At 63.7% G+C, this 15771-nt stretch carries 11 protein-coding genes; 4 read left to right on the top strand and 7 right to left on the bottom strand.

The genetic code is table 11. The features are described 5' to 3' along the window. Window positions 1-118: 118 nt before the first annotated feature. On the top strand, window positions 119-3223 hold the full coding sequence (locus tag ABG82_RS04600; protein ID WP_043079223.1) for an NAD-glutamate dehydrogenase domain-containing protein: 3105 nt from the start codon (window positions 119-121) through the stop codon (window positions 3221-3223). Here ABG82_RS04600 and ABG82_RS04595 read toward each other — a convergent pair. From ABG82_RS04595 to ABG82_RS04575, 5 genes are read right to left on the bottom strand one after another with little or no spacing between them, the layout of a single operon-like run. Further along, a complete protein-coding gene (locus ABG82_RS04595) occupies window positions 3220-4020 on the bottom strand; it encodes a carbon-nitrogen hydrolase family protein (RefSeq protein WP_043079224.1) in 801 nt (266 codons plus the stop codon). The two genes, ABG82_RS04600 and ABG82_RS04595, sit on opposite strands and share 4 nt — an antisense overlap. Then, window positions 4017-5699, bottom strand: a complete 1683-nt coding sequence (locus ABG82_RS04590) for a flavin monoamine oxidase family protein (RefSeq protein WP_043079225.1) — start codon at window positions 5697-5699, stop codon at window positions 4017-4019. The genes ABG82_RS04595 and ABG82_RS04590 overlap by 4 nt, the downstream gene beginning before the upstream one ends. A gap of 58 nt (window positions 5700-5757) precedes the next feature. After that, on the bottom strand, window positions 5758-7110 hold the full coding sequence (locus ABG82_RS04585; protein WP_043079226.1) for an aldehyde dehydrogenase family protein: 1353 nt from the start codon (window positions 7108-7110) through the stop codon (window positions 5758-5760). 1 nt (window position 7111) lies between these two features. Continuing rightward, window positions 7112-8629: a GMC family oxidoreductase gene (locus ABG82_RS04580; protein ID WP_043079227.1), complete on the bottom strand. Its 1518-nt coding sequence runs from the start codon at window positions 8627-8629 to the stop codon at window positions 7112-7114. Beyond that, on the bottom strand, window positions 8622-10202 hold the full coding sequence (locus tag ABG82_RS04575) for an APC family permease (protein WP_043079228.1): 1581 nt from the start codon (window positions 10200-10202) through the stop codon (window positions 8622-8624). The genes ABG82_RS04580 and ABG82_RS04575 overlap by 8 nt, the downstream gene beginning before the upstream one ends. Before the next feature lie 103 nt (window positions 10203-10305). On the opposite strand from ABG82_RS04575, the gene ABG82_RS04570 reads away from it, so the two are divergent. Beyond that, the gene (locus ABG82_RS04570) at window positions 10306-11097 is read left to right on the top strand and encodes an IclR family transcriptional regulator domain-containing protein (protein WP_043079229.1); all 792 of its coding nucleotides are present in this window, start codon (window positions 10306-10308) and stop codon (window positions 11095-11097) included. Here ABG82_RS04570 and ABG82_RS04565 read toward each other — a convergent pair. Continuing rightward, window positions 11036-11788: an IclR family transcriptional regulator gene (locus ABG82_RS04565; protein WP_043079230.1), complete on the bottom strand. Its 753-nt coding sequence runs from the start codon at window positions 11786-11788 to the stop codon at window positions 11036-11038. The genes ABG82_RS04570 and ABG82_RS04565 overlap by 62 nt on opposite strands. A 30-nt stretch (window positions 11789-11818) precedes the next feature. After that, window positions 11819-12718 carry a DMT family transporter gene (locus ABG82_RS04560; RefSeq protein ID WP_043079231.1) on the bottom strand — a complete coding sequence of 300 codons (900 nt, stop codon included), beginning with the start codon at window positions 12716-12718 and terminating at the stop codon, window positions 11819-11821. Between ABG82_RS04560 and ABG82_RS04555 the strand changes: the two genes are divergently transcribed. Together ABG82_RS04555 and ABG82_RS04550 are read left to right on the top strand one after the other, a co-directional pair. Continuing rightward, on the top strand, window positions 12717-14162 hold the full coding sequence (locus ABG82_RS04555) for an aminotransferase-like domain-containing protein (protein ID WP_043079232.1): 1446 nt from the start codon (window positions 12717-12719) through the stop codon (window positions 14160-14162). The genes ABG82_RS04560 and ABG82_RS04555 overlap by 2 nt on opposite strands. A gap of 100 nt (window positions 14163-14262) precedes the next feature. Continuing rightward, window positions 14263-15717: a PPE family protein gene (locus ABG82_RS04550; RefSeq protein WP_043079233.1), complete on the top strand. Its 1455-nt coding sequence runs from the start codon at window positions 14263-14265 to the stop codon at window positions 15715-15717. Window positions 15718-15771: the final 54 nt, after the last annotated feature.

Below are 15771 nucleotides of genomic sequence, written 5' to 3'. Positions count from 1 at the left end.
GGCGACACGAATATCCAAATAGGACAGAGATCCGGATAGGAGTGTCCGCATCGTATATCTGTGACGCGTATCGCAGACGGCCAGACTGAGCTCATACCGGAAGGAAGCGGAGGGCAACATGACGGTCATCGAGCCGGCGGTATTGACATCCCCATCAGGAGTCCAGGACATCGCCGAACGCCTGATGCGGTCGGCAGAGGGCACCGTACGTATCGAGTTCCTCGACAACTTCGGGGATGGGACGGTACGCGCGGTGGTCGTGTGGCCCACCGCGAACACCGCGCTGTCCGATATCTGCGCGCTCTTCGAAAGTTTCGGCCTCCGGCTGCATAGGCAATTGCCCCTGGAAGAAGCGGTCGACGGTGCGTATCTCTACGAATTCACCATGATCGGGGTGCCGACGGCGGACAGTCTGCGCAATGTCGCCGCCGCCGTCGAGGCGCACGGCAGCGGGCACTTCTCGATCGACCCATTCGCCGCCCTCGTCCTCGCCGTCAACATCGGATGGCGGGACGCGGTCTTGCTGCGGGCCGCCGCGCGGTTCCTCAAGCAGGCCGGGCTCGGCATGTCCCAGGGATACGTGATCGACAACCTTGTACAACGGCCGCAGTTCGTCGCCGCACTACTGGATTACTTCAACGCCCGATTCGATCCGGCGACCACGGAGCGAGCCGACGCCATCGCCGATACCAGCCGCACCCTTGAGAACCATGTCGAAGCCGCGACCACTGTCGACGAAGACCGGGTGCTGCGCGCATTCGCCACATGTTTCGACGCATTGGTTCGTACCAGTTGGTTTCAGGTCACCGCTGACGGCGACCACAAGGCGCACCAAGCCTTCATGTTCGACTCCGCACGGCTGTCACTGCACGGGCCGGTGATCCCCTATCGGGAGATTTTCGTCGATTCAGACGATGTGGAGGGTCTGCATGTCCGCAGCGGTGCGATCGCACGCGGCGGGCTACGGTTCTCCGACCGTCCCGAGGATTACCGCACCGAAGTGTTGGGACTGATGAAGACCCAAACCGTCAAGAACTCCCCGATCGTCCCCACCGGCGCCAAGGGGGTATTCATTCGCAAGAACCCGAATATCCCTGTGTCCCAGGCATACAGCGTGTTCATCAATGGGCTCCTGGACGTCACCGACAACATCGTGGACGGCGAAACTGTGCATCCACCCCGCACGGTGACCCACGGCGCGGACAGTAGTTACCTGGTGGTAGCGGCCGACAAGGGCACGGCAGCCTTCTCGGACATCGCGAACAACATTGCCGCACAGCGCGGATTCTGGCTGGGCGATGCGTTCGCCGCGGGCGGCATTACCGGGTACGACCACAAACAGATGGGCATTACCGCACGTGGTGCATGGGTCTCGGTGCGCGACCACCTCACCGAGATCGGGATAGACGTCAGCACCGACCCGGTCACGGTGGCCGGCATCGGCGACTGCTCCGGTGATGTGTTTGGCAATGGCATGCTGCACTCGGACAACCTGCGGTTGGTGGCCGCCTTCGACCACCGGCACATCTTCATCGACCCAGATCCAGACCCAGTGGCCAGCCATGCCGAGCGTCGCCGGCTGTATACCCAACCCGGCAGCAGCTGGGCCGATTACGACCCGAGTCTGCTTTCCGAGGGCGGCGGCGTCTGGCCGCGGTCGGCCAAGAGCATCGTGTTGCCCGACCGGGCACGTCAACTCCTGTGCGTCGACCGGCAGACCGTCACACCCGACGAACTGGTCCGGGCGGTGCTGCAGGCGAATGTCGACCTGCTCTGGAACGGCGGCATCGGCACCTATGTCAAGTCCCATCGCGAATCTCATGTGGATGCCGCGGATCCCGCTAATGACAGCGTGCGGGTCGATGCCGGGCAACTGCGAGCCAAGGTCATCGGGGAAGGCGGAAACCTCGGCCTCACGCAACGCGCTCGTGTGGACTTCGCATTGCGCGGCGGCCGGATCAACGCCGACTTCATCGACAACGCGGCCGGTGTGGCCACCTCTGACCGCGAAGTGAATCTGAAGATCGCGCTGGAGTCCGCCTGCCGCAGTGGACGGCTCACCGAACAGCAGCGCAACGATATGATGGCCGCCGCCCAAGACGATGTCGCCGCTACCGTGTTATCGGGTTGCCACAATCAGGTGTTGGCACTCGGCCTCGCTGAGGCCCACGCCGCGCGGCTCCTCAATCGTCACGAAAGGCTCATCGAGAGTCTGGAGCGCCACAATGGCCTCAACCGATCAGCCGAGGGGCTACCGTCCGAAACCGAACTCGCGGCTCGCGCGCAGTCCGCCCAAGGGCTAACCCGGCCGGAAATCGCTATCTTGCTTGCCTATTCAAAGAATGTGGTGTGTCAAGAACTGCTTCAGTCCAGCGTCCCAGATGATCCCGCGTTCGTTCCGGCGCTGTCGGCATACTTCCCCTCCTCGTGGCAGGACAGACTGCCCATCGACGGCCCTGCCGAACACCGGCTGGCCCGCGAGATCATCGCCACCCAAATTGCCGATGACCTCATCAACCATGTGGGCCCTGGACTGATCTACCGGCTTGAGGAACGGCTAGGTGTACGCAGCCCGGAGGTGGCGGCCGCCTATACGGTCACCCGAAAACTGTTCGGAGTAGACAGCTTGTGGGAACACGCCCGGCGCGGCGGTACCATTGGCGCCCAGGGCCGTTGGAATGGTTTGTCTAACGTACAACAGTTCATCGAGCACACGGCGGGCCGATTGTTGCGACATGCCAACGGCCGAATCGATATCACTCAGACAGTGGATCGGTACGCCGCACACATTGACGTACTGCGGAGTCATCTGCAAAAGAACGCCCCGGACTCCTGGCTGCGGCTGCGCAGTGAGGCCGTCGACTTGAGCGAGACCGCTGTTCGGCTAGGTCTCGATGTTCGGGTAGTGGCGCAGACCTATCTGGTGCTGGACGACGCCCTCGGGATCAACTGGGTGATCAATGCACTCGAAGCGCATAACCCGGCGAACTGGTGGGAAGCGATGGCGGCTGCCGCGCTGCGTGATGACATCACCGACGCACTCCATCAACTGACCGCACGCCTGCCTCACATCGATGGCTGGCAATCCACTGCCCATCAGGGCATTTCGCGCGTGAAAGGGGTGGTGGCACGGTTGCGCAGGGATGGGTTCGTGGATGTGCCACGCGCCGCGACCATCAGCGCCGAACTGTCCGGGCTGGGCCGCTGGATCAGCGGTGGTTAGGGCGAAATCGCCCTAACCACCCGGTCTTCGAGAAAACACTGTTGAGAACGTGATCGGTCGATTTCCGCCCGGTCCACGTCGGCGATCAGAAGCCCAGCACCCTCGTCCGCTTGCGCCAGGACGACGCCATCGGGGCCGACGATGGAACTTCCCCCGCAATACGCGAGGCCGTCATGATCGCCGTAGTAGTTGGCGTACGCCACGTACAGCTGGTTTTCGTAAGCTCTTGCCGGAACCACGGTTTCACACACCGCGAGATACGGCTTCATATTGGCCGTCGGTACCACGACGAGGTCGGCCCTGGCCATGGCCAATGCCCGAACATTCTCCGGAAACTCCACGTCGTAACAGATGAGCAGGCCAATAGATACACCGCGCACCACAACCAGCGGCAGTTGAGGGCCCGGGCGCGCAAAGACCTTCTTCTCCGCATCACCGAAGAGGTGAGACTTTCGGTAGTTCAGCACAACCCGCCCCTGCGGATCGCAGATGAGCGCCGAGTTATAGATCTGACCGTCAGCGGCACGTTCGGGGTACCCCACGCAAATGTGCACATCCGCATCACAGGCCGCCTGCCGGATGAACTGTATCGCGGGACCGTCCTGAGGTTCGGCCAGTTCACGGATATCCCATTCGCCGATGTTGTATCCCGTGAGGTACATCTCGGGGAACACGACCAGCTGAGCGCCATGCACGGCCGCGGCGTGGACTGTCTCGGCGAGCCTGGCCAGGTTGGCTTGTACGTCAGCCGCCATCGATGAGCACTGCACCACTGCCAGCCGGAGCCGCCCGGTCATTCGGGCAACTTCAGCGGGCCGATCTCCGCGAAGACATCCCCGGGTCCCGGGTTCTGCGCGCTTGACCCACCCCCGAAATGAGTCATGATGCCCCACACCGCATTCAGGGCAGTCTGAACCGCGCCTTCGGCCCATGCCGGCGTCCAGGAGACATCATCGCCGGCCAGGAAGATTCCCTTGTGCTCGGGCGCATACTCGCCCTGCATGAAGTGCGAGTACATCCGGTGGTTGTACCGGTAATGGCCGGGCAACGCACCCTTGAACGCGCCAAGGAAGTTCCGGTCCGCCTCCCACGAGACCGTGATCGGCTCCCCGACGATGTGCTGATTGATGTCGACGTTCGGGTAAATCCTCTTGAGTGCGTTGATGGCCATTTCCGCACGGTCTTGTGCCGAGTAAGGAAGCACCTTCATCGCATCACTCATCCAGGAGTAGGTCAGGCAGATGACCGCCGGGGCGTCGTCCCCATTATCGAAAAGATAAGTACCTCTGGTCATCCTGTCGGTGAGCGTCATGCTCATGGTGTCCCGGCCCGTCACCGGGTCGAGGTCCTTCCAAAATGGCCTATCGACCAGAACGAAGGTTTTGGACGATTGCATGTACCGGGTGCGGTCCAGGGCGGTCCACACCTTTTGCGGGAACAGCGATTCGTCACAATCGATCTCGGTGGTCAGCAGCCAGGATTGGCAGGTTGCCAGGACCGCGGGGTAATCACGGGTGACACCCCACTGATCCGTCACCGATAATTGTCCGTGCGGACCGCGCGCGATGCGTTTCACTCGGGCACGGGTGACACCGCCGTGCAGCTTCGCCAGGGTGGTGCCCTGCTCCCAGTGGGACATTCGATCTGGAGCGTGGTTCCACAGGCCGCGCGGAATCTGCTCGGCACCACCGACGATGAGTTGTTGGTCTTCGTCGCAGTTGGTCATCACCACCCTGAGAATCTCCAGCATGGAGTTGGGGAAATCCGAATCCCAGCCGCCGGTGCCGAAACCAACCTGCCCGAAGACCTCACGATGGTGAAAAGACAATTTGGAGAAAGCTTTTGAGCTCGCTACAAAGTCGTAGAAGGTGCGATCGTCCCACTCCGTGATGAGCTGATTCCACAACGATTTCAGCGTGGCCACATCGCGCGCGCGAATGGCGTCCTGAACCGGAGTGAAACTGACTTCTTCCAGTGCCTCTGCCCAGGCGTCGGCGACTTCCCGGAAGATCGTCGGCAGGTCGCCAACCTCGCGAGCGTGATGTGTCACCCCCTCGATATCGATCACGGTGCTCCCGGCGGCGGGAGTAAGTGGGTTGGGAAACGGCTTGGCAGTCAGGCCCAGCATGTCGACATAGTGGAAGAACGAAAACGACGACGAGGGAAAACGCATCCCGCCCAGTTCCGCGATGACACCCTCCGGCGCACCGTCGAACTGTTCCGAGCGCAGTCGGCCACCCATCCGCGCCGATTCGTAGAGCACCGGCCGCAGCCCCAGCTTCATGAGTTCATAGGCAGCCACCATGCCGGCAATCCCGGCGCCGATGATGGCGACCTCCTGTCCCCGCGCAGTTTCCGGTATCTCGCCCAGCCCGTCCGGATGACTGATCCATGTGTCGAACCCAAACGGGAAGTCAGGCCCGAAGATCGACACGGGCTTGATGGCATCTTCGGCTCCTGGCAGGAGGCTTGTCATTCGTGTTCCTCGTACGTCGCGATGATTACTGGTGATGCGGTGGCGCAACGCGCCACTACTAGAGGGATCCGGTCATGATGTGCTTGATCCGTGAATAGTTCTCAAGCGCGACAGGTGAGAGATCCTTGCCGTAGCCGGAAGACTTGAAGCCGCCGAAAGGCATTTCGGTGGCGTAGACGCCATGGGTATTGATCCACACGGTGCCGGCATCGATCCGCTGCGACAGCGTGACCGCCGATGAGTGATCTCTCGTCCAAATCGACGCCGCCAGGCCATATTCGGTCCCGTTGGCCAAGGCTACCGCCTCATCCACGTCCGTAAACTGCTGCACGGTGACCACCGGACCGAATATCTCATCGGCAACTATCTCGTCAAGTTGCGCGACCTTGGTCACCACAGTGGGTTCCACATACAGGCCGGGTACCTCGGCACGCCGACCCCCGCATTCCACCTGCGCGGTCTTGGGCAGCCTTGCCAGCAACCCGGTGACCCTGGCCAAATGCTCGGGGGTGGCCAGCGGCACCGTCTGGGTCGCCATGAACTCCCGCGTGAGGGCCGCGGTGAATTCGTGCGCCACCTCGGCGGCGACAATCAACCGGGTAGCCGCCGTGCAATCCTGGCCCGCGTTGTACAGGGCGGCCTCGGTGATCTCGCGCGCGACCGCCTCCACGTCGACATCCTTGAGAACAATGACAGGACAGTTTCCCCCGAGTTCCAAGTGCAACACCTTAAGCCCAGCGGCCCGTGCGATGTCCTGTCCCGCACGCACACTGCCCGTCAACGAAATCAAGGCCGGAATGTGATGACTCACCATGTATTCGCCCGTCTCGCGACCACCGAACACAGCGTTGACCACACCTGAGGGAAGGGTTTCGTGGGCAATCTCCAACAGCGCCCGGACACTGCACGGCGTGGGGGCCGCCGGTTTGAGTACCGACGTGTTGCCCATCGCCAACGCCGGAGCGAGCTTCGAGATTGCCGATGCCAGTGGATAGTTCCACGGCAGAATCTGGGCGCACACGCCGAGCGGTTCCCGCGATGCCATCGACGTGGTACCAGCTACATACCGGCCCGCCAGCGGCCCCTGCAACGCGCGCTGCGCCCCAGCCATGAAACGCATCTCATCGAGAGCCCCCGCCAGCTCGTCACCGGCCTGCTCGCGGGTCTTTCCGGTGTTACGTTGTTCAATCTCGATCAGCTGGTCCGATTCGGACTCAACGGCATCGACGAATCCCAGCAGCGCGGTGTGCCGTTCCGCGGGAGTCGTCTCCCGCCAGTTTCGCCATCCGTCATGCGCAGCCGCGAAGGTCGCGTCGACCTCACCGTTGGTGGAATCCGGCTGAAAGTCATAGATCTCGCCCGTGCTCGGGTCGACGATTTCGGTGCCGGGTCCGTGTAGAGCCTTGTCCATCTCAGTTGTCCTCCAACAAGAAGCTTGCGATACGTTCGCCGACCACAGTGGTCGGTAGGGCGGTCGTCCCCCGTGGAATATCGGGGAATACCGAGGCGTCAGCGACATACAGGCCTTCGATTCCATGCACCGCACCCCGATGGTCGACAACCCCGCCGGCGGCGGGTATGCCCATCTTGCAGGTGCCTACCGGGTGCCAGTAGTGCCGATGATTGGCGGCTATCCAATCCGTGGTGAGGCCCTCCATCGGATTCAGCCGTGGGCCAAGGTATCTGGAGAACTCCGAGATACCCCCGTTGATGATCTCCTCTGCCCATTCCATGCCGTGGCGAATGGCGTTCAGATCACGGGGATCGGCAAGGTAGGCATGATTCACTGCCGTGCTCAGTTCCCCGCCCTCCAGTTTGAGCGTCAGAGTCCCGCGCGAGCGTGGCTTGACCAGACCGATCGGTATCACACATCGCCAACCATGCGGGCTTGCCGGATCGCGTTCCGTCCACGGGTAGACGTGCAGATCGAACGGCGCGTCCTCAGCCTCTGGTGACTTCACCTTGGCGATCGCCTGTTCGTCCGGAAGCCATTGCTTGGCGCCGAACTCTGCTAGGGCACTGGCAAGCTCCGGCGTACCGGCGTACTCGAGTTGAAGTGACGGATGATCTTGCAGACCCTTCCCGACGCCCGGAAGGTCGTTCTGCACCGGAACTCCGACTCGGGCCAGCTCGTCCGCGGGGCCGATACCCGATCGCAAGAGAAGCTCCGGGGTGCCATAGGCTCCCGCGCTCAGTATCACCGAATCGGCGTAAACCAGAGCGGGTTCCACCACAGCTCGGCCGGGCGTATCGACATACACGCCGACCGCGCGGCCATGTTCCAGGTGGATGCCGGTGACCTCGACATCACCCAGGACTGTCAGTCTTCCCGACTGGCGCAGATCATCAAGATAGGCAAACGCGGTGTTGTAGCGCGTGCCGTCGTCGGTGATGCTGACGGGTGAATACCCGACGCTCGCACCACCGTTCAAGGACATGAAATCGTTGCGCACCGGCAATCCTTGATCGGCAGCCGCGTCTACGAAGGCAGTTTGAAACGGTTGGAGCTGTTCTTCCCGGTAGTTCCGCAGGTTCAGCGCTTTCCCCGCGAGCTCGAAGAACGGTTCCAGATCCGATGAGCTCCATCCCGTCAGTCCCGTTGCTGCCCAACGGTCGTAGTCCCCTCCCCAGCCCACGTTCTGGGTTGCTCCGTTATGAGTCGAACACCCTCCAATAGCCCGGCAGCGTTCAAATTCCAGCTGTTGCCCACCCGCCCCGGTTCCGCGGTAACCCCAATCATGCGAACTGGGGATGGTCGCGGCCGACAGCAGATCCGCAGGCCAGCGGCCGGATGCCGCGTGTCCATAGTCGGGGCCCGCCTCCAGTACGAGCACCTTTCGGCCACCGCCTGCGAGTCGTGCGGCCACGGCACATCCAGCGGTACCGCCGCCGACAACAATGACGTCAAACCTGTTGAGCACGTTACGCACCGATACTTTCCTTTTCGTTACTGAGGCCCGGGCCATCAACCGCGGGCGTAGAGATGTTTGGGCTATTCGCTCTCAGACGCCTACCGAACGAACCGAGCACATACAGGCAACTGGCCATCACCAACACACCCGCCATCGGGACCAGCTGACTCAGCGTGTACTCAACGCGGTGCCCCTCAAAACCCTTGGGTAGTAATAAGTCCGCGTCATCCCCCGAGCCTGTCCAGCCGACTCCGATCCCCGGCCAGAACAGTGATATGACGGTGAACAGCATCGTCCCGACCGTCAACACCGTGACGATCCATCCGCCGGCCTTGCCACCGAAAACCTGGAAGGGACGACGAGTATCCGGAAACTTATGCCGTAGGCGCATGAAGGACGAGAACGTCAGAATGTAGGAGATCGCGGTGGCAGAAACCACCAAACCGATTGCCGCCGAGAAGTATTTCTCGGCGTTTCCATGGGCGAAGATCATCGCCGCCGCCATCACGATGGTCGACACCACTGCCGACATGATGTTGACCCTGGCCGGTGAACCGTTGGCGGAGAACTTCCCCAGCCATGCCGGCCCCGCACCGTCCGTGAAGGCCACGGCCTGCGCCCGGCTCACTCCCATGGCCCAGGCCGTACCGCTGGTGAACAGCCCGATGATCAGGCCCGCGGCTGCGATCTGGGCGGCCACTTGCCCCAGCCCGTGCAGCTCCGCGGTTCCGTCCGGCGCGATACTCCCGCCGTACACCGTGAACACCGCACGACAGGCGTCGACGAAACCCGTGACGGTCCCGAGCTGATTCTTGGGCAGTACCAACAGAATCCCCAAAACCGGGATTCCGTAGAGGAGGGTGGCGGTGAGCCCGCCACGCAACACCGTCAGCGGGACGTCCTTCTGCGGATTGACCATTTCCTCGGCCGCATTCGAGGGCACCTCGAAACCCAGGAAGTTGAACACAATCACCGGGATCACCGCGACGAAACCCGCGTAGGTCCACGAGAAGTCGCTGGCATGCAGCGGCTGAATGCCGTTCTCGCATGCGAACACGATCACCGAGGTGATGAACAGCCCCAGCAGGGCAAGGCGTGCCGCGGCACCTACCAGAAAGATCCATCGTCCGAGCCGGACACTGGCGCCGATCACCAATGCCGAACCCCAGACGAATACGGCGCCGCCCACCCATTTCCAGACCCCGGGCAACGGGAAGAAGAACTCTTCGAAGGTGACCACCGCGACGATGCACAGCGTGCCGCCGATCCATACCGGATTGGAGATCCAGTAGAAGAATTGGTTGATGCCGGCGGCGAATTTCCCGTAGGCAAGCTTGGTCCACACGTACGGTCCGCCCTCTTGCGGGAATGCCGACCCCAGCTCGGCGGTGAGCAACCCGTAGGGCAAGAAGAAGACCACAGCGACCAGCGCCATCCACAAAAGCCCTTGCGGCCCATAGGCGCTGACCGCACCAAGGGTGTCAACGCCTACCAATGCGCAGACCAATACGGCGAACACATCCAACCGCCCAAGAGTCGGACTTAGTTCGTGCCCTGACTCGGGCGGGGCTGACTGAGTGCTGGTCGTCATCGATCCTCCGTGTGCCGTAGATCACCTGCGCGGCCCAGTGTGGCCGCTATCGTTCATAATTGTCAAGCGTTGTTGTTTATTACGAACGCGCTATTCTTTTGCTGTGGCCACGACCGTCGACAAAGGGTTGTTGCTGCTGCAGGCACTGGCCGCGGAGGAAGCACGTGCGGGCGCACCGGTGACCAATACCTGGCTGGCCGAACAGCTGAGCCTTGACCAGGCACAGGTGTCACGGATGCTCAGCGCGCTGGCGGCCGCCGGCCTGGCCGAACGAGAGCCCGACTCGCGGGGATACCGCGTCGGACCCAAGTATTTCGATATCGGTGCCTCCGCAATGCACACCGAAGCGCTGGCGAAAGCCCGCCCCGTGGTCCGGGGACTACTACATGCCTGGCACGAACCCGCGTGGCTGTCGGTCTTGTCGCGGACGCAGGTGCTCACCGTCCAAGCAGAGCCGAGCCAATGGTTCCCCTACTTTCCCGTCAAAGTCGGGGCAATGACGCCGGTTTGGTGTAGCGGGCCCGGTCGTGCGCTCACCCAAGACTTTTCTCGCGAAGAGTTGGCGACATTGCTTCGCGACGAAACATTCGTTGGTGGCGGACCCGGCGCGGTGCGCGACCCTCTGGAACTTTTCGAGCGAAACCTCAATTCCACCAAGATGACTGCGGTGGTCGCCGATAGCGAGTTCGAACACGATGTCGTCGAGTTCTCGGCCCCGGCCCGGTGCGATCAGCTGGACATGACGGTGGCCATCAGCGTCGCGGTGCCCAAACACCGAATCGCGGACAGGGCGTCGGCCATCGCCACGTCGGTGGCCGACGCCGCCCAGCGGATCAGGTCGCTGTTGTCGAGCGCCAGCCCAATCGTTCCGAAAGCCGGTCGGCCAGCTCCCTGATCGTCGGGCCGAGCGCCTGCGCGCGCGTCGCGAGCGTATCGGTGGGGCCCTCAATATGCAGCGCACACCGCACCGTCCCGGTGAAATCCCTTACCGGAGCCGCGATCGCGTACACACCGGGCTGAGATTCCCCGTCCACCAAGGAGTATCCGGCTTCACGTGAGTGAGCCAGCCGCCGATAGAAATCCTCCGCCGATGTCGGCGTTGTCGGCGAATACCGCACAAAATCGGTATCCCGGAAGATGAGCTCGACCTCGTCACGCCCGCAATCCCACAACAACGCCTGTCCCGCATCATCGCAATACAGCGGAAAGGACCGGCCCACCCAGGACACCCCGGAGACCAACCGCTCCAGAACGGCGACCGAGCTGTCGCCGCGAACCTCGGCGATGAACGCACTTTCCCCCGTCGCCTCGACGGTCTGGCGCAGCGCCTCGGCTCCGAAGATCCGCAACCGGGCCGCCGCAATCTGCGCCGATACGCCGAAAACCCTCGGGCTGGGCGTATACCGGCGGTCACCGTCCCGTTCGAGAAATCCCGCCGACTCCAGACTGTGCAGGGTGCGAGCGATCTGCACGCGGTCGCGGCCAAGCTGATCGGCCACCATGGTGGCGGACAGCGAGATATCGGAATCCGCGACCGCGCGCAAGACATCGAGAGCCCGCGCAAGGCTCTTGACCTCGACCACCACAGGCAGACGGTACCCGACCGTCTGTCAGTTCTAGGTTCGCGCGCGCTGAGTGACGACAATGCACGTGAGCACCACCGCTGCGGTCACGGGGACTGCCGGGCTGAACCGCTCACCGAGCAACAGGACCGCCCAGACCAAGGTCAGCAGCGGCTGGGCCAGCTGAAGCTGGCTCGCACGCGCCACCCCGATCAGGCCCATGCCCCGGTACCAGACCACAAAACCGCCGAACTGCGAGATCGCGGCCAGATATGCCATACCGATCAACGCGTGCGCATTGAGGTGAACCGGCTCATGCGGCACTGCCCACAGGGTGACAAGCAGATTCACCGGCGCGGCCAACACCACACCCCAGGCGATGACCTGCCAACCGGGCATACGGGCAGATAGCCTGCCGCCCTCGGCGTAACCTGCCGCGCAGACCAACAGCGCGGCGAAAAGGTAAAGATCGGCGAGTGTGGGGCGCCCGTGGTTCTGGGCGAGAGTGAAGACAATGACCGTCAGCGCGCCGACGGAGGCTGCCGCCCAGAAGGTTCCCGAGTGGCGCGCTCCGGTGCGCACTGCCGCGATCGCCGCGGTCGCCATGGGCAAGGCGCCGATGACGACCGCGGAGTGCGCGGTCGATGACGTCTGTAAGGCCAAGGTGGTCAGCAGCGGGAAGCCGACCGCGCAACCCAACGCCACGACCGCCAATGCACCCCAGTCCGAACGGGCGGGTAGCGCGCCGCGGGCAAGGACGAGGGCAAGAACCGCGATGACAGCGGCGGCGGTGCCCCGTATACCGGTGGCACTCCACGGGCCAAAGCCTTCCAGCGCCCATACGGTCGCCGGGAAGCTGAGCGAGAAGCTCAGTACGCCGAGGGCAGCCAGCGCAGTCCCCTTGGACAGTGGCGGTGTTATTGTGTCGACAGTAGCGCTACTGTTGTCTCTCATGAATTATGGTAGCAGTTACCGCCAGGTGGCTCAGCAGGTGCGAGACGAGATCCTGGCGCTATCACCAGGTAGCCGCATCGCCAGCCACCGGGAGCTAGTGCGGCGCTTTAGGGTCAGCGCGAGTACTGTCGCCGACGCGCTATCGCTGCTGGCGCAACAGGGCCTGATCGAATCGAGGCCTGGAGCCGGGTCCTTCCGCACCGAGAACCGCCCGGTTCCCCGGCCGGGAGACACCTCGTGGCAAGAGACAGCGCTGGAACTCGGCCCACAGGAAGAATCCCCACACGGGATCCGGCGCGTGTTCGATGCCCCGGGACTGCTGAGCACCTTGGCACCCAGCGCCGCCGACGTCGTCGATCTCAACGGCGGGTACCTGCATCCGGACCTACAACCGTTGTCGATGCTTACCGCGTCGCTGGCCCGCGCCGCGCGCCGGCCAGAGGCCTGGGACCGCCCTCCTCCCGGCGGACTTCCTGAGCTCCGCGATTGGTTCGCCGCCGAACTCGGCGGAGGGCTCGGCCGCCAGGACATTCTGATCTGCGGCGCGGGCCAGAGTGCGCTGTCCACCTCCTTGCGTGCACTGTGCCAGCCGGGTGACCCGGTGCTACTGGAGTCGCCGTGCTATCCGGGCGCGACAGCCGCGGCACGCGCGGCGGGGCTGCGGCCCATCGCTATTCCGTTGGACATCAACGGTATTCGCCCCGACCGACTCGACGAGGCGCTGACGCACACCTGCGCTCGCGCCCTCATCGTGCAGCCCGTCTTCCAAAACCCGACAGGTGCCAGCCTCACTCCGCAGCGCCGGGACGAGATTCGGGAAATAGCCCGACGGCACGGGGCATTTCTCATCGAGGACGACTTCGCCCGGTACATGGCCCACGACGACTCCAAACCACTTGTGCCGCCGCTCATCTCCGATGACCCCGACGGCACGGTGGTCCACATACGATCGGTAACCAAGGTCACCTCACCCAACTTGCGGGTCGGGGCCATCGCCGCACGCGGGCCCGTGATGGCCCGGCTACGCGCCGCGTCGGTCATCGACACCATGCTGGTACCCGCGCCGCTGCAATACACAACACTGGAGGTGGTGACCTCGTCGTCATGGCGACGCGGTCTGGCAAGCCTGGGAAAGACCCTCAAACACCGGCGGATGACCGCCCGCGACGCGATCACCGCGGCATTCCCGACCGACGCGCTCGCCATCCATCCACGCGGCGGCTATCACCTCTGGGTATCGCTGCCCGCGCAGTCCGATAGCCGCCAGTTCGCCGCGGACGCACTCACTCTGGGGGTCGCGGTCACCCCGGGCGACAACTACATCACCGGTGGTAGCGGCACCGCGCACATCCGGATCAGTTATGTCGCCGCACCGTCGCCTGCCGATGTTTCCGATGGGATACGGCGGCTGGCACGGCTGCTTACCCCCGATCCGAACCTGTGAATGAGGTGCCTGAAAGCTGTGCGATCGCTGCCGCTAATGTAAATGAAGATCGTTTTCATTATCATTAGCGAGAGGGCATACGTTGGCTGCTCCGGTATGGATGGCATCGCCGCCCGAGGTGCATTCAGCGCTTCTCAGCGGCGGCCCGGGCCCCGGCCATTTACTCGCGGCCGCCGCCGAATGGTCGTCATTGGGCGCGCACTACGCCGCGATCGCCCAGGAACTCCGGGCCATTCTGGGCACCACTCACACCGGCGCGTGGCAAGGCCCGAGCGCGGAACTGTATGTGGCCGCGCATCTTCCATACCTGGAATGGCTGAACCAGGGTGCCATCGAGAGCAATGCCCGGGCCACCCAGCACGGCGTGGCAGCCGGGGCCTATAGCGCTGCCCTGGCAACGATGCCCACCCTGGCCGAGCTGGCCGCCAATCACGCCACCCACGCGGCGCTGGTGGCCACGAACTTCTTCGGAATCAACACAATTCCGATCCTGGCCACCGAGGCCGACTACATCCGCATGTGGGTGCAGGCAGCCTCCACGATGGCCGCGTACCAATCGGCATCCGAAATGGCCTTGGCATCCACGCCGCCCTCGACACCGCCACCGCCGATCCTGCACGCTCATGACCACGCGCACGATGACCACGAGCACGGCCACGACGACGATCACGGGCATGGCGACCTGGATCCCACCGATCCGGAATGGTGGGTGCATGTGGCCGGCGAGATGCTCGAACATTTCGAACTGCTGCTGAACAACCTGCTGACCGATCCCGCCGCGCTACTCACCAACCTGCCGATGGTGTTGGCCGATGTGGCCTTTCACGCCGCCCAACTGGCTTCGACGATCGGGCAATTCGCCCCCGCGCTGATACAACCCGCGCTGGCGTTGGCCATCGCCAACCTGGGCTGGGCGGCCGGATTCGCAGGCCTGGCCGGTATCCAGCCAACACCGGAAATCGTTGCCGCGGAACCGGCCCCGACGCAAGACGCGCCCATGGGTGCTTCGTCCGGTACGGCCCCAACCACCAGTCCTTCCGCCTCGGCGCCGGCGCCTGCTCCGGCGAATGCTTCGGCACCCACCGCTCCCAGCACCGCGCCGGCACCATCGTCTCCCCCACCCGTCGGCGACCCGGGCTTTTCGTTTCCGTATGCGGTGGGCGGCGGACCACGCATCGGCACCACCGTGGCGCTGGCGAGCCGGGCGCGCAGGGGAACCAGTGCGGCAGTGCGTTCCTCAGCGCGAGAGGATGCCGCCGCGGCCGCGACGGCAGCGGCGCGGCAGGCACGCCGGCGCCGCGATCGAAGCAAGCAAGAAGGGCGTGCCGTCGAGTACATGGACATGAACGCGACCCCGGCGGCCGACGGGTACGCGCGCACGGCCACTGCCTCACACCGGGGCGCCGGACCCATGGGGTTCATCGGCACGGCGTCCCGGACTGAGGTAACGGCGACAGGATTGGCGAGACTTACCGGCGAAGGCGACTTCAGCGACACAGCACGTGCTCCGATGGTGCCGAACACCTGGGACCCGGAGGGCGGCGCGGAAAGCTAGCACCGTCGCGGATGGGCGTATGACCCTTTCCGTCATAAACGACGAAGACGGAAA

Source organism: Mycobacteroides immunogenum (genome assembly GCF_001605725.1).
Lineage (GTDB): Bacteria > Actinomycetota > Actinomycetes > Mycobacteriales > Mycobacteriaceae > Mycobacterium > Mycobacterium immunogenum.
The sequence above is the reverse complement of the archived record's forward strand: the minus strand, read 5'-3'. Positions and strand labels throughout refer to the sequence as shown.

Excerpts from the sequence above, each read along its gene's own strand:
- ABG82_RS04550 (WP_043079233.1), top strand. The coding sequence starts at position 14,263 with ATGGCATCGCCGCCCGAGGTGCATTCAGCGCTTCTCAGCGGCGGCCCG.
- ABG82_RS04600 (WP_043079223.1), top strand. The coding sequence starts at position 119 with ATGACGGTCATCGAGCCGGCGGTATTGACATCCCCATCAGGAGTCCAG.
- ABG82_RS04590 (WP_043079225.1), bottom strand. The coding sequence starts at position 5,699 with ATGACAAGCCTCCTGCCAGGAGCCGAAGATGCCATCAAGCCCGTGTCG.
- ABG82_RS04585 (WP_043079226.1), bottom strand. The coding sequence starts at position 7,110 with ATGGACAAGGCTCTACACGGACCCGGCACCGAAATCGTCGACCCGAGC.
- ABG82_RS04560 (WP_043079231.1), bottom strand. The coding sequence starts at position 12,718 with ATGAGAGACAACAGTAGCGCTACTGTCGACACAATAACACCGCCACTG.
- ABG82_RS04555 (WP_043079232.1), top strand. The coding sequence starts at position 12,717 with ATGAATTATGGTAGCAGTTACCGCCAGGTGGCTCAGCAGGTGCGAGAC.
- ABG82_RS04595 (WP_043079224.1), bottom strand. The coding sequence starts at position 4,020 with ATGACCGGGCGGCTCCGGCTGGCAGTGGTGCAGTGCTCATCGATGGCG.
- ABG82_RS04575 (WP_043079228.1), bottom strand. The coding sequence starts at position 10,202 with ATGACGACCAGCACTCAGTCAGCCCCGCCCGAGTCAGGGCACGAACTA.